The following is a 14200-nucleotide window of genomic DNA, read 5'->3' on the forward strand; positions in this document are numbered from 1 at the left end:
ATCTGGCAAGCAGAAACACGTGAAAAAGCTTATGAAGCGTTTGATAACTGTATAACGCGTTTTAATCCGAAGTACCCAAAAGCCATGGAATGCCTGGCTAAAGATAAAGATTCCATGCTGGCTTTCTACGATTATCCTGCCGAGAACTGGCAGCACATCAGAACAACTAATCCGGTTGAATCTGTATTTGCTACTGTCAGGTTGAGAACAGCCAAGACCAAAAACTGCGGCAGCCGCACAACAACGCTGACTATGGCGTTCAAACTTATGGAAACAGCGCAGAAAAATGGTTCCGGCTAAGGGGCTACAATCTGCTGGCCGATGTAGTCTCCGGTATTACATTCGTTAACGGCATAAAACAACAAACGGGAGATCAAAAACAGGTTGCCGCTTGATTCTCCGTACACCAGATTTGACTATAGCTCGTTTGTCGATTACTACAACCACGGGCGTTATCATGAATCACTCAATAATTTAACACCGGCTGATGTCTTTTATGGTCGAGGCCAATCTATTTTGAATGAACGTGAAAAAATAAAACGGCGAACCTTAGCTCTGCGACACCAAATGTTTTATGCTAAACAAGCAACAAACTCAAATCTGATGAGCTAATGCGTCTCTTAATTCAGCCACCCATTAGTCCACATTGCTTTGACGACGTACATGTGATCTGAATCTTTGTTCATTGCATGGTTTTTTCCATTTGATCGACAATCTTTAAAATGGATGGCCAAATTTTTCTCCAACAACACTCGTGAGTAAAGTTCTCGAAATGCAAAATTTGTGGCTCAGGTTGACGCTGTAATGCATCTTTTACAATAGACGGGGGAATATTTGTATCAGCGGAGCCCATTAAATGCAATTGTTTGATATACGAGGGAAGCGGTGGCAAGACAGCTGGGTTAAGAGAACCTTCTAATGGGCTGTACGAATGTAATTCACTCCAGGCATCAATATCTATATTCCCGGCAATTGTAATTACCGCTTTTACATTTAATAATTGTGGCGCAATTAACATGGCCAAAGTCCCTCCTCCGCTATAACCAATTAACGTTACCTTACAATTAGGATAATCATCAAGTTGCTGGCGCAGAGCGAAACTCATGCTATCAACTACATCCTTTGAATATCTCCAATAGGTCCAGTATAAAGGATGGCAGCCTTCAGCCTGATGGTATCCAAGATAGCAGGGACGCCCAAGATATTGGGAAGATGTATTATCAATGGCCATTAGATCCAAAAGCAGTGAATAACGTGAGTTTGGATCTAATGAGATATCATTACGCGAACTCCAGGGCGTGCCATCATCCGGAATATAAATATGTATTTTATTGTCAACACAAAAAGGTTTATTAATATAAGAATTTAGGATAAATTGCTTGCTATTTAATCGTTGATTCATAAAACCATGCAACACTGCTTGTTTATGGATCAACTCAGAAGGAATTGCACACGCAGTTAATATTAATAAAATGAGACAAATACGCCATAATCCACCCATAACTCACTAAATATTCCAAGGTAATTGATAATAATTGAGGTATTATAAAATGATTGATTCTGTATCAAATACACAGATACAGGTGAATTCAGTATGGATTATAGATACTCTTAAATCTTATCTTTGATGAGCAATTAGTATTTTGAAATATTAGAAATTCACATCCGGGCATGATGGATGATATTTTATTATGCAACTCATTGATAATATGTGATTTGATAAGTTATGCAAGAACCTCATCCAATAAAATATAAGTTGTCACTTAACCTTATTAATCAGATTTTTCAGCGCAGACCATGGCAGTTTATTTCTTTTCTCTTCAGTATACCTACAGTCATTATTCTGGTTAGCTGTTCTTCCGTTCCATCGAATCCTGCTGATACTGAAAGTAATGCGGGTAATGTTAATAAATTGCAGATTATCGATTGTTTACTTCCAGGCCAGTTAAGACAATTGGGAATCAATATGACTTATTTGACTCCCAGACGACCAGTACGCACATCAGCTGCTGATTGCGAAATTCGTGGTGGTGAATATGTTGCTTATGATCGTGCGAATTATGCATCTGCTTTAAAAATTTGGCTACCAAAAGCATCGGAAGGGGATGCAGAAGCACAAACGTACGTTGGGGAAATTTATGAAAAAGGTCTAGGTATTGCTCCTGATTATGCGACGGCTGCTGCTTGGTATCGTAAAGCTGCAGAGCAAGGAAATGCTCAAGCCCAAATCAATCTGGGATTTCTTTATGAAAAAGGTTTGGGTGTAAAACAGGACTCAATCACAGCATTGACCTGGTATCGTAAGGCATCAGGATTAGAAAATACAGATATCGCTTTTTCGGCTAGTGTTGAAATTTCTAATCCAGAAGTTGATAAGCTTCGCCAGCAAGTGTCAGAATATAAAATAGAATCATCTTATTATCAACAAGAATCAGCCGCACTTAAGAAGAAATTATCGGATACCCAACAACAGCTCGATAATACTCGTGAGCAATTAGAAAGTCGCAGGCAGGATTTATTGATTGAACAAAAAGCTGCTGATCAAATACGTGAAGCATTACAACAAAAAATACAGCAAATTGATCGAGAAACGCTCCCCAATAGTGCAGCATCATTGGAAATAGCAAAATTCAAGCAAGCGCTAAAACAAAAAGAAGCTGAACTGGAGTTTAATCAGATAGTTATTCTGAGGCTGGAAAACGAAGCCCAAGAGCAGAATAGAGCATTGAAAGATCTACAAGATGGTGCGGAGCAAATTGCTATAAAAACAGATCACGAATTAGCTTCATTACGATCTGAGCTTGAAAAAAGCAAAATTGATTCGGCACAATTAGAGTCAGAATTGCAAAAAACGCAAACTCAGTTATCCTTTTCTCAAAAAACTCTCAGCGAAAAAAATAATTATCTAAAAAAACGAGAAGATGATCTTAAATTATTGCAAGAGGAGTTAAATGAGAAAAGGGAAAAAGCAATCTCAACACAAGACAACCACGAAGTAAAGAAATTAAGTAAGGCTTTGGATGAACTTGAGTTTGCCTTCCAGTCCCATAAGCAAGCATTAGACAAGCTGAACATTGAGAAGGAAGAACTAACAAAGCAGAGCCATGAAAAACAGCAGATATTGAAAGAGAAAAACGAACAAATCGCACTCCTACAAGATCGCCTTGCCCGTGAAAAAATAGAACCCGTTCTATCAGAGAGTAAAACCAACAGTCTGAGTAATTTAGCAGGACCACAAATTGAAATCATTGAACCGCCTTTAATTGTTCAACGAGGTGTATTATCAATCAGCACTCGTTCAGGATTGACAACAAGAACAATAGTGGGAAAGGTGACCGCACCTGCCGGGTTAATTTCTTTTATTGTAAATGATAAAGAAGAGATTGTAGATAAAAGCGGTATGTTTAAGGTAGATGTTCCTCTAATGTCTGCGATTACACCCATTAAGGTTGTCGCAGTTGATCAAAACAGTAAGCGAACCGAAATGAAGTTTAACATCGAGCAGACAAAAGCTGAGGTGCAACCAGCTTTAGCATCTTCAACACCAAAGTCAACTTCAGAAAAAAGGTTGCAGAGCTTATTACCTCCCACTGCATTTGGAAGATATTACGCACTACTCATAGGGAACAATACTTACTCTAAGCTACCTCACTTAGCTACGGCAATTAATGATGTAGAAGCTGTAGCAAAACTATTAAATGATAATTATGGGTTTGAAACAAAGGTATTAGTCAATGCAAATCGCTATGACATTCTTAAAGCATTAAATGATTATCGTAAGATATTGACAGAAAAAGATAACTTCCTGGTCTATTATGCGGGTCATGGAATCTTGGATAAGGTAAATGATAGAGGGCACTGGTTACCGGTTGATGCCGAACCTGACAGCTCAGCAAACTGGATATCAGTTGATAATATTACAGATCAGCTAAAGATTATTGCAGCAAAGCATATATTGGTGGTAGCTGACTCATGTTATTCAGGTTCACTTACGCGTAGTTCAGTTGCACGACTTGAAGCTGGAATGACAATTGAAAAGCGTGCAGATTGGATTAAGTCATTATTAAATACCAAGTCCCGGTTAGCTTTATCTTCGGGCGGTTTAGAGCCCGTTTTAGATGGAGGTGGCGGTAATCACTCTGTATTTGCCAAGGCATTTATTGAGACGCTACGAAAAAATAATGACATAATGGAATCCTATACTCTTTATCGTGATATTTCAGCATTAGTTGCAGACGCTGCCAAAGCTTTTGATTTTAATCAAGTGCCTGAGTATGCCCCGATCAGTCATGCAGGACATGGCGCAGGAGAATTTTTTTTCTATCCTAAACAGTTACATTAAATCCTGATTAGATAAAATTAAGATAATATACCGCACAGAAAGTAATAATTAAGAAAACAAGGACAAGAGGGAATTGAAATTGATTATGCGATCAAAAAATTTAATAGTTTTCTTTTTAAAAGCCTCTGTGTTCTTATGCATTTGTCATACAAGTGTCGCAAAAGCTGCTGATGCAAGACTTGTTAATGAAACACAAGCCAATATGTCAAATGCCATGGTTGATGTATGTTTGGATACAAGAAATGCCTCGACCGGTCTTATTAATCGTTGTGATCAATTGTTAAAAGAAATTGATAATGATGCTGATAGAATGAGAGTCAATGTAGGGGAAGATGCCTCAAATAATCCTGTATATGATGCCATTACTCAGATTGCACCTGAACAAGCCATTGTCCCCAGCATCCAAGCCGCGCGTACCATGAGAGGGATGTTAGGCGCCTCTAACGCTGCTGTTATTTCTCGTATGACTCAATTACGCGCGCAAATGCGTGATCCAAATGCAGTTCACTTTGCTCAGCGTGTACAACAAAATCCTGGTTCTTTTTCCTTTGCTTTGAGCCCATCTCAAAGTGGTGGCTCTGCGGGCATTGCAGATTCCAATCGTCTTGGTATTTGGGGAAATGGAAATTACACGGCAGGAAATGTCGATACATCGACTAATCAACAAGGGTTTAACTTTGGGAACTGGGGAGGAGACCTCGGGGTCGATTATCGAATCAATAATAATATTGTAGTGGGTTCCGCCTTTAGTTACACGGGTACTAATGCAAATGTTAACGATTCCCGAAGCACTGTGAAATCTGATTCATATACGGGGTCGATTTTTTCAATGTATACACATAATAGTGGTCTATATATTGACGGTATCGCCTCCTATGGCGGTATAAATTACCAACTTAACAGAGATATTGTATATACATTAGGCACAACGGGTGCAGTGGTAGATAACATACCCTCAATTGCTGGCAGACCTGATGGTTCACAATATTCATTTGCAGGAGGTATTGGTTATCAGTACAACCGCGGAGCCACTACGGTTGAGCCATTTGCACGGGCTAATTATCAAGAATTGATGATTGATTCTTATAAAGAAAGCAACGTCGCTGCCTGGGCTATGGGATTTAGCAAGCAAAACATAAGTTCGTTGCCTACCACGCTTGGATTGAGATTAAACCACGCTTTCAGTACTTCTCGAGGAATTTTCCAACCACAAGTTCTTGGTGCTTGGAATCATGAGTTCTCTGATAATCAACATAGCATAGATGTGCGCTATCTAAATAGTAATAACATCAATAACAATTTTCATGTTTTAGCTCAAAACCCAGATCGAGATTACTTTACAGTTGGCGCTAGTTTAATTGGGACTCTGCCTCATAATGTCTCTGTATTTGTTAGCTATAATACAATACTTGGTTATCAGGATCTTTCAAGCCATCGTGTAACTTTTGGTGGACGGATTAATTTTTAGTCAATAGGCGATTGATTAGGTATTCCGATCTTCGTGCGACTTAATATCTATCTTTGCTAAATTCGTTTTCCTCAATCTAACCCAACCAGCATTACTTGCTAACTGGAATTATTGCGCTCAATGATATGAATAAGGAGAAGATCATGCGTTTATCGATTATGATATTTTTTTCACCAAATTTGTCCAACTACTTTTCATGGGTCATGCGACGTATTGCCACTGGCATGTTTGCAAGCGTAGTGCTCATGAATACAGCGTCATTGGTTTTTGCAGAACCGGAGATAATGAGCTTCGAAGCGAAGTTGGACGGCAATAATGTGATTCAGGTGCCTCCAAATAGTACCGTCACGCTGTCTACGGTGGCTATAGGTGATGGCTTAAGCTATACATGGACGGTAAATGCGGGCACAATTCTCTCGTCCTCTAATGCTGAAGCGCAATGGCAGCTACCAGTTTCACGCGGTCTTCATTTTGCCTATGTTCGCGTGACTGACATTAATGGAACCTATGTAGATCGCGGAGTAACCATGTCGACCGATGGCAGCGCCATTTTCGGAGATCAGCCAATTTCGGCATCGAGGCCCTCAGATAAAATTCCAACAAATGAGCCAAAGAGCCAGCACTTCTTGAGCTACATAAACGTTAATCCAGATTTTCGAAATATTAATACCAAAGAAGAATCCTGCCTTTACTATTATATGATCGGTGTGGTAACTGGTTGTGGATCGGATGGTGAAATGATCGAGCCTAAGACAAATTTTACTCAATGGAAAAAGGACTGGGGGCTGAACCATCCATTCGTAGGCGGCGCTAGAGCGATTTATGCGAACAAGGCCGACCTCAATCTACAGCGGAATATGCATGGAGTATTTTATGCTCCCAATGATACCCTCGCCTACTATGTCTGCAATTATCCGCGCGTTGACGATCTTGATGAGGGGGCAAATCTCGACAATGCCATCCACAATCTTAATCTTGCCGCTTGTGTCGCCATGGAAAAAGGTAGCGATAACATTACGAAATTTTACGTGTTTGGACCTTCCGGAGATTTACTACAATCCGTAAATCTCGACGGTCGTGGTGAGAAATATATACCGGGAGCATGCGTGGTGTGTCACGGTGGTAAAAAATATACAAAGGACAATTTTACAGAATATGACCTAGAATCGAATTTCCTGCCGTTCGATCTCGAAAATTTTGTATTTTCTAGCCAAGTTGGATTGACTAAAAAGGCGCAAGAAAAATCGCTTCGTCAACTAAACGAATGGATTCGCGACAAAATTCCGACCACAGAGCCAGCACATCCGATCGCTGAACTGATCAATGGTTGGTATCCTGATCCAGACAGCGAATTTAATTCGTCCTTTGTTCCAGCCGGCTGGGCTTCGAATGAGCAGCTGTACAACGATGTTGTTAAACCCTATTGCCGCACTTGTCATATCGCGTTGACTCCCAATTTCATGACATTTTTGAATTTCAGTGTCTACAGTCATAATTTAAAAGCTCTTGTCTGCGGCAATGCCAGTGCCGACCCCGACAATCTTACACCTAAAATTTATAAAATGCCGAACGCACGAGTGACTTTTGATCGTTTATGGAACTCAAAGGGCATAACCACGCTTAGGACCTTTTTGGGTGCTACTGAGCAGGACTGTTCTCTTCCTCAATAAAATTAATTGCCAAGACAGTACATGAGATGACAATTACCTGGACAATTTGCGGCTATGTTAAGAAATCTTGTAGTCTCCTCGAATTTTGGATCCAATCAAAAGTAGAGGTTATAGGGATTTTGCCATAATAATAGTCATACCCTATCTTGCCAATAATGCCTTTTAACTCGCTTCTATAGAGACTGTCCCGTAAACTGTGCAATTGTCTATCATAGTATTTTTAAAGGATAGATGATGACCAAAGAAGAATTAGAGAATTTTGCTCGAGAGGTAGCGAAAGGGATAAAAACAGAGCGAGACCTAAGCGAATTCAGCCAGACGTTAAGGAAAGTTGTCATAGAAACGGCACTCAACGCTGAGCTTGATGATTATCTGGGCTACGACAAGCATGAACGCCCCCATTCAAACAATCGTCGCAATGGTTACTCTGGCAAGACCCTACGAACGGAAGACGGTGAATTTGAACTCAACACGCCTCGCGACAGACTGGGAGGCTTCGAACCGCAGTTGGTCAGGAAACGACAGACGCGTTTTACCTCGCTGGATGACAAGATTCTGAGTTTGTATGGCCGAGGTATGACGACGCGAGAAATTGTGTCGACATTCAAGGAGATGTACGATGCTGATGTATCGCCTACGTTGATCTCCAGAGTAACTGACGCAGTGATTGAGCGGGTGACTGAATGGCAATCGCGCCCGCTGGATTCGCTTTATGCGATTGTTTATTTGGATTGCAAAGACTTCTGCACAACCTCGAAAATTTTGCTGTATCCACAGAGAAAAATTTCTAAAAGGCATTTGTCACGCATGCCACTGGCAAAAAGTGAAGTTTTTTCCTTTTTTTAGGGGAATTTCCTCCCTTATCTAGGGTTCCATAAATACTTTATGACGATATTTCGGAATCCATACAAAGTGATACATCAACCTGAATACATGATGACTATGTCTCTGCAGTTCCATAAGCGATGCGGTTAAACACATGGACTCCATTTTTGACAGCACATATCAGTCGTAATATTCATATGTGCTGTGTAATTCAGAGTAGCTCCCCATTCTAAAATATCAGCGAATTTATCAGATTATCGCTAATCTTATTGACTTGAATCAGAAAGGAATCGTAGCATCCAGCGAGAACAAAAATTGATCCTTCCTGCCATCAAACGGCCGGAATGCCATATCGATGCCGTCTGCCCTGTCGTAGCGAATGTTTTTACGGATACTGATATTGCGCATTGGTTTCCAGTCAATCTTTAATCTCTTCGCTGGTTTCCAATTCATACCCAGTGTGACTGCGTAATAATCTGCAGGTGCGCTGACAAATGGTATGTTGCCTGCGTAGCTGATTCCTTTATTGTTGAGGGCCGAGAGTATCCGATAAGGTGAAAAAACGCGCCAACCATTCCGATCATGAAATCGTTCAGCACGTATACCTATGGATAAATCACGGAAAAGATCATATGTCAGGTGCGTATTGATGCTATACCATGCTGCATTTTGAATTCCTCCAGGCAGGTTAATGTTACTTGCCCACCCATGGACATGGTGCACGACCCAATGAGTCTTGGGTGTGATCCAATGCTGCAGAACAGTGTTGTACATTATCCAGGGTTCATTGACTGCTGTTTGTCCGTACGTTCCGCCTAATGCTACCGAGGTTTTTTGATCATTACTGTTCCAGCGAATATTCGCTAATCCTCCCCAGTTACCTAATTGTTTATCAAAACCACCATCCCAACCTCCGGTCGCGCTGCCCGTAGTTGCTCCAGCTTGAATTGCCCAATTTTGATTGATTGTATAACTGCCTAAGAAACCTGTGTGCGTGAACGGCTCGCCACTGTTAAGCGCATAAGCACGGGTATAAAAGAAGTTATCAGGAGCAGGAACAGTTTCATAACCAAGCGGTGAATAAAAATGACCGGCTTTAATATTGAGTCCATTTCCGACCGGCAAGTAAGCTTCAAGGTAAGCTTGAGGAAGTGCAATTCCATAAGTGCGGGTCGATTTACAACACAAATTGAGATCCCAGTTACCCCTGTCTGATGGCTCACCGGTATTCTCATCAAAGGCTGATATACCAAAAGCCTGTGTATAAATAGCATCTGTTCCAAATAAGAAATCGAAACGACCGCCAATATCCCATTTTTTGCCTTCTGATTCCACGTTACGCTGTAAAAATAGGTTGAGCTGATTTAACTGAAATCGGTTGGCTCGATCCGCAAAAGTAACAGCACCATTGAAGCCATCCGATGGATTATTGGCATTATAGGTTGCGCCACCGTTGATCCAACCGCCCAATTCAAAACCACTCTCTCTGAACAGGTTTGTCATGCTATTTGCATGCACACTACTCAAATTCAATAGAATCGAAAACATAGTCCCTATCCAAATGTATGACGTTTGATTATTATTTTTTGCTGTGCGATTCATTTTTAGATTCTCTTTTCAAAGTGGATCGTACCTTAGCTCAGTCAAGACAATGGCGCATACCGGGAAAACCATTATTCTTTATTAAGAGAAACCATTAGAAACGCATTTCACTTCGCAGTGGAATTTATGATTTATTAGATAGAATGAAGCAACTAACTTGTACGATCTACGAATACTTGTTTGTTGAAAAAGCCACTATAGGAAAAGCAAAACGCCCAGGATCAGAAGACCAAAGGCGCTTTGAAGAGGTGATGTTGGGAATCAAATAATTCTTACTGAATTCTTACTACCTATAAAACCAAGATCCTTTCTTTATTGGATTTTTAGGCATTTCACAAGTTGCTTGAGTTCGAGTTTTGCTTAGTCTTGATTGTACGATTGCCTTGTTGACCATGAATCTCTGCTGGCTTGGCATATTTGCGCTGCAACAATTCTGCTGCTATTTTTCGATGAAAATGGGCCTGTTTTTGTGCTTCTTGTACAGCTTGCTCGTAATAACGTAAATTGGCCGCGGCATGTGATTGAAAATCCTGTCCTCCTCGCCCATAGTATTGGCTCTTATCTTCATAGTGCTGCAAGGCTTTCTTTTTTTCTGCTGCTTTTGTGGCCATTTCTTTGGCTACATCGTCATAGTAATTAGCCAACTTATCATGATCACTATAAGTTTTTGGATTCTGCGCCAGCTTTCTACCATCATCATTTTGTGCTTCTATATGACCCAGCTGCGCACACGCAACCAATAGAAAAAGTAAAGGTAAAACTACAAGATATCTTCTCAGTTTTATGCTCATGATAGTAACTCCAAGTAGAACGACATGGGAGCATATTATCTGAGTCAATACTATGATGAATATTGGGGAAACCATTGTTCTTTACTCAGGAAAACTATTAAAAAGCATTCCAATAAGAAACATTTCAATAAGATAAATCGCATTGTGAATCGGATATAAGTATCGGTTAATAAATAGTTAATTATGTTTCACAATCATCAGACCGAAGCAAAATTTTGATTGAAACCAATCTATTCTAAAGATTGGTCCCAGTAAGGCTTATCTCCGACGTGTTCTGTCAGGAAATTAATAAAAGAGCTTATCTTTTTAGGCAAATGTCTACTTGGAAGATAGCAGGCATATATATGACGCTCTACCGATAGGTATTCTGGAAGCGCCGCCTGAAGTCGACCTTTTTGTAATTCCATACCAATAGTATAGGTAGGTAACAAAGCGATTCCTAGTCCATGAAGTGCTGCCTGAGCAAGTGCATCGTTATCATTGATACGTAAGGTCCCTGATACTGGAATTTTGATCTTGCCTTCCGGCCCGATGAAGCGCCAATAGCCTTGCTCAGCCGAGAGCGCACAATCGAGACAGTTATGTTTCACTAGATCTTCTGGTGTTTGTGGCACACCCCATTGTTGGAAGTACTGAGGGGTTGCGCACAGTATGCGACGCACAGGCGCAATCTTACGAGCTACCAGATTGGGATCCGGCTCGTTTGTCACACGAATCTGTACATCATATCCTTCTTCGATCAAGTCGCCTGGACGATCGGTAATGGTCAAGTCAACTTTTATTTTAGGATAACGTGCAAGAAAACAAGGCAGTACGGGAGCGACATGACGCGTTCCAAAAGAGCTCGGCACACTCACTTTCAGTGTTCCGCGCGGTTCAGCGTGAAGGCTATTTACTACTTGTTCGGCATGTTCAGCCTCTGTCAGGATACGTGCTACATGCTCAGAAAGCGCGATGCCCGTCTCCGTCAAACTAAGATGTCGAGTGCTGCGGAGAAGTAATCGTGTACTAAGATTCTTCTCAAGTTTGGCAACTGCTTTACTGACCGCTGCGCGAGAGATATCCATGCGACGTGCCGCTTCCGCAAAACTGCCTGCCTCCACGACGCGTGCAAAAATGATGAATAGGTTAAGATCTTGCATAATACTATTGTATCCAATTTGGAAACAAAATGTTTCATTTTTTGGTACTTCTCTCTAGCAAATTCTCTCTGTATTATCGCTTCCAAGGTGAGATATTTATATTAGATGCCGCAAATAAATTATGGTTATTATTGTAACTAAAAGACTAATATCTATATTGACCTTAATTAGCGCACTCTTATTCACTTAAAGTGAGATATTTCCGGTTGGTCAATTAAAGGTTTTATTGTCAACCTGATAGAGCGTATTATTAATAGGGTTATTTTACAAGTTAAATGCACATTCTTTACTACTTGCATAAATAATCAACAAATGTACTACAAGGAGTAGAACTTATGGAAACCAAAGAGTTATTAAAATCACCACAGTTATTTATCGTTTATGCAATTACCCTTCTTTATACCATCACGTTCTATTTGGCGGCAGTTGTGACGTCATCTGCTGATAATGCAGTATGGGGCCTGCAAGGCATACATCAGGTTGCTAAACTAGAAACAAATGGTCTTAACCATTCTCAAGTAATCCGGAATAACAGTTCGGGTTAAACCCGATAAGGATCGTGCCCCCATTTTTGTAATCAAGTAAATCATTGCAAGAGAGCAAAAAAGCATCAGTGGGGGCATTTGAACAAAAATATGCGGTTAAGGCAAACAATACAGATGATTACGAGGAGTAAAACTTATGAGAATCAGAGACCCATTAAAAAAACCTCAGTTATTTGAAGTTTATGCAATTACTATTTATTTTGCAGTCACGATCTGTTTAATTCTCTTTTACAGCTACAATTTGTTTAATTCCCTTTAGCGGCAGTTATAACGGCTTCTGAGGTGCTGTCAAAATGGAGCCACCGGCTTAAGCGGAAAGCAGATTTGCTAGTATTGCCACGTAAATTGTGCTGGTGGCAAATAACCTAGCTTTTCTGTTTTCTCTGTCGTTTATAGAAGCTATATATTCGGTAAGGCTTGCCTAATGCGAACTCTCTCCGTCTGTCAGCATAAACCCAGTTTTCTAGTTACCCCCTTGAATAACAACAATCGTTTTTCTGCTTCTACCAGCGATCCACTCTTTCTTTGAAAAACTTAACTAATTGCTCCCTAAATTCGTGACTATATTGGGTACGCGGTAATTCCATCTTCATCCTCCATTTCATCTCTTCATCTTATGAAACTTCGGATCCCTTGAAAATCAACATACCTCAAAATCTCATTACCTTCACAAGCAAAAACATTTAAAATTGGTAGCTCCAAATTGATAGTGACTGAAGCTTATGCTCAATTCCATATTAGCCATTAGTATTGGCGCATCCTTGGGTGCCATACTGAGATGGTTGCTAGGGGTATCCCTTAATGCGCTGTTTCCGATTATTCCACTTGGTACACTCGTGGCGAATCTTATTGGCGGTTATCTGATAGGCGTGGCACTCGCTATATTTACCCATCATCCTGGTCTTGCACCCGAGTGGCGCTTGCTGGTAATTACCGGTTTTCTGGGCGCGTTAACCACATTTTCCAGTTTCTCTGCTGAAGTCACCACTCTGATTCAAGAGGGGCGTATACTTTGGGCCACCGGTGCAATCAGTGTTCATGTGATAGGTTCTTTGGTAATGACGATGCTGGGACTAGCGACCGTTTCTGCGCTCAGAACCATTTGACTCTAAGGAGAAGATCATGAATGGCTATCAATTGACTTTCTTTACACAGCAAGATCGCAAGCACGATCACATGCCTCTCGGAGAATGGTTAGTGCAAGCGGCACAGAAATTGGGTATTCGCGGCACAACGCTGATTGCTGCAACCGAAGGATTTGGACACGAACGCAAACTGCATTCCGCGCATTTCTTTGATTTGGCGGATCAGCCAATCGAAGTGACTATGGCCGTGAATGAACAGGAAGCAGCATGCATGTTCGCGCATCTGAATCAAGCAGGTATTAATGTGTTCTATGTCAAAATACCGATTGAGTTCGGTATGACCGGGGAAACCTAATGTGAGTCGCTTCGGTTCTTCTGGGAAGAAAATGATTCGAGCGAGCGAAAGAAGAGATGAAAAATTAAATCAGCTATTCATCGGAAGAATGAGTGGCAGGATTGGTACTCGAGTAGTAAAAGAAGTATGAGTCGCGATGATCCGCGATCAGTATCCTAAACCCCACAAAAACGTCAAGATACAATGACATTTCATGTCTAGCGCCGCTCGCGAAAAATTTTCCTCTGAAGCTGCGCCAGAAGTTCTTGCCACACCTAGAAAAATTGCCGAATCCACAGGACGGCCTCGCCACCATATTTTAGGTATTTTTGCGCAAAGTCTAAGCGAGTTTGACCAGCTTTACCACGAATCAGCTAAGTAACGATGAGAAATTAC

The 14200-nt window shown here is 40.9% G+C and carries 11 protein-coding genes and 2 pseudogenes; 9 read left to right on the top strand and 4 right to left on the bottom strand.

Translation table 11 applies throughout. From position 1 onward, the window contains the following. Positions 1–395: pseudogene (locus tag C8R34_RS08930) on the top strand (transposase); the annotation flags it as partial. 287 nt (positions 396–682) lie between these two features. On the opposite strand, the gene C8R34_RS08940 reads toward C8R34_RS08930, so the two are convergent. Continuing rightward, positions 683–1501 carry an alpha/beta hydrolase gene (locus C8R34_RS08940; protein WP_110339967.1) on the bottom strand — a complete coding sequence of 273 codons (819 nt, stop codon included), beginning with the start codon at positions 1499–1501 and terminating at the stop codon, positions 683–685. A gap of 225 nt (positions 1502–1726) precedes the next feature. Here C8R34_RS08940 and C8R34_RS08945 point away from each other — a divergent pair, with 225 nt between their 5' ends. From C8R34_RS08945 to C8R34_RS08960, 4 genes and pseudogenes are all read left to right on the top strand, one after another. Beyond that, positions 1727–4342, top strand: coding sequence for a caspase family protein (locus C8R34_RS08945; RefSeq protein ID WP_110339969.1), 2616 nt, complete (start codon positions 1727–1729; stop codon positions 4340–4342). Between the two features lie 85 nt (positions 4343–4427). Continuing rightward, the gene (locus tag C8R34_RS08950) at positions 4428–5810 is read left to right on the top strand and encodes an autotransporter outer membrane beta-barrel domain-containing protein (protein ID WP_110339971.1); all 1383 of its coding nucleotides are present in this window, start codon (positions 4428–4430) and stop codon (positions 5808–5810) included. Positions 5811–5953: 143 nt separating this feature from the next. Then, positions 5954–7480, top strand: a complete 1527-nt coding sequence (locus C8R34_RS08955) for a hypothetical protein (protein ID WP_110339973.1) — start codon at positions 5954–5956, stop codon at positions 7478–7480. A gap of 234 nt (positions 7481–7714) precedes the next feature. After that, positions 7715–8215: pseudogene (locus tag C8R34_RS08960) on the top strand (transposase); the annotation flags it as partial. A gap of 369 nt (positions 8216–8584) precedes the next feature. Here the strand turns inward: C8R34_RS08960 and C8R34_RS08970 are convergent. The 3 genes from C8R34_RS08970 to C8R34_RS08980 all read right to left on the bottom strand — a co-directional run bounded on the left by C8R34_RS08970 (position 8585) and on the right by C8R34_RS08980 (position 11840). Then, entirely contained in the window at positions 8585–9907 is a 1323-nt protein-coding gene (locus tag C8R34_RS08970) for a porin (protein WP_110339975.1), read from the bottom strand. A gap of 332 nt (positions 9908–10239) precedes the next feature. Continuing rightward, positions 10240–10698 (bottom strand): hypothetical protein, encoded by a 459-nt coding sequence (locus C8R34_RS08975; protein ID WP_110339977.1) that lies wholly within the window; start codon positions 10696–10698, stop codon positions 10240–10242. A 230-nt stretch (positions 10699–10928) separates the two neighbouring features. Continuing rightward, a complete protein-coding gene (locus C8R34_RS08980; protein WP_110339979.1) occupies positions 10929–11840 on the bottom strand; it encodes a LysR family transcriptional regulator in 912 nt (303 codons plus the stop codon). A 335-nt stretch (positions 11841–12175) separates the two neighbouring features. Between C8R34_RS08980 and C8R34_RS08985 the strand changes: the two genes are divergently transcribed. The 4 genes from C8R34_RS08985 to C8R34_RS16470 all read left to right on the top strand — a co-directional run bounded on the left by C8R34_RS08985 (position 12176) and on the right by C8R34_RS16470 (position 14186). After that, a complete protein-coding gene (locus tag C8R34_RS08985) occupies positions 12176–12385 on the top strand; it encodes a hypothetical protein (RefSeq protein WP_110339981.1) in 210 nt (69 codons plus the stop codon). A 722-nt stretch (positions 12386–13107) separates the two neighbouring features. Beyond that, positions 13108–13491: a fluoride efflux transporter CrcB gene (gene crcB, locus C8R34_RS08990; RefSeq protein ID WP_110339983.1), complete on the top strand. Its 384-nt coding sequence runs from the start codon at positions 13108–13110 to the stop codon at positions 13489–13491. Positions 13492–13507: 16 nt separating this feature from the next. Next, positions 13508–13825: a DUF190 domain-containing protein gene (locus C8R34_RS08995; RefSeq protein WP_110339985.1), complete on the top strand. Its 318-nt coding sequence runs from the start codon at positions 13508–13510 to the stop codon at positions 13823–13825. A gap of 193 nt (positions 13826–14018) precedes the next feature. Next, positions 14019–14186 carry a hypothetical protein gene (locus C8R34_RS16470; protein ID WP_165872549.1) on the top strand — a complete coding sequence of 56 codons (168 nt, stop codon included), beginning with the start codon at positions 14019–14021 and terminating at the stop codon, positions 14184–14186. Positions 14187–14200: the final 14 nt, after the last annotated feature.

Source organism: Nitrosomonas sp. Nm84 (assembly GCF_003201565.1).
Taxonomy (GTDB): Bacteria; Pseudomonadota; Gammaproteobacteria; order Burkholderiales; family Nitrosomonadaceae; genus Nitrosomonas.